This is a genomic window from Kluyvera sichuanensis, from assembly GCF_014218705.1.
GTDB lineage: Bacteria > Pseudomonadota > Gammaproteobacteria > Enterobacterales > Enterobacteriaceae > Kluyvera > Kluyvera sichuanensis.
In genome coordinates this window covers 1-895 of record NZ_JABBJF010000077.1, presented here as the reverse complement: position 1 = coordinate 895, position 895 = coordinate 1, and the positions used below count along the sequence as shown (strand labels likewise).

Annotated in this window: 1 protein-coding gene; it reads left to right on the top strand. The window is 54.9% G+C overall.

From position 1 onward, the window contains the following. Nucleotides 1–840, top strand: an 840-nt coding sequence (locus HII27_RS26805; protein ID WP_185670189.1) for an integrase core domain-containing protein, incomplete at its 5' end; no start/stop codon positions are given. Between the last annotated feature and the right edge of the window lie 55 nt (nucleotides 841–895).

Here is an 895-nt window from a genome sequence, read left to right as displayed (position 1 = left end):
CCGGCTGCCAGCACTATCGGCGATATCCTCAAACGCCAGGGGATGGTTCCGGACAGAAAGCGCAAACACAGAACGCCCGGGAATCGTCAGCCGCTGACCACTATCCAGGATATTAATCAGGTCTGGAGCGCTGATTTTAAAGGGAAGTTCAGACTGCTGAGCCGGGAGTACTGCCACCCGTTTACGCTGACGGATAACCACAGCCGCTACCTTCTGAGCTGCCGGGGTAATCATCACGAGAACACCGCCTTTGCCCGACAGTGCCTCACCGACGCCTTCCTTGAATACGGTCTGCCGGATGTGCTGCGAACCGACAACGGGCAGCCCTTTGCTGGCGTTGGGGTGGCGGGTCTCAGCCGTCTGTCGGTCTGGCTTATCAAACTGGGCATCAGGCCCGAGCGAATCAGAAAGGGGCATCCGGAGGAAAATGGTCGCCATGAGCGGATGCACCGTTCGCTGAAAAGCGCACTGAAACACGGGAATATCTTCAGAACACTGGAAGAGCAACAGGCCTGGTTCAGTCATTACAGAGAAGAGTTCAACCAGGAGCGTCCACATGAAGCACTGGGAGGAACCACGCCGGGTGAGGTATGGCGGCCATCATCGCGCAGCTGGGACGGTAAAGTACCTGAGTATGAATGGCCTGAAGGAGCGCGGCTGTACAGAGTGATGTCGAAGGGGGTGATACACATCGGCAAGGAGGTGTTCCTGAGCGAAGCGCTGCTGGGGGAATACATCATGCTGGAAGAAAAAGATGATGGAGTTGAGGCCATCATCTTTAACGGTATAACGCTTGCTTACTATGACCGGAAAAGCCGTAGTATTATCCGGATAGACTAGGAAAGTGTTACCTATGTTCCCGGTCTGAAGTGTTACCTATGTATCCGGTCGTACA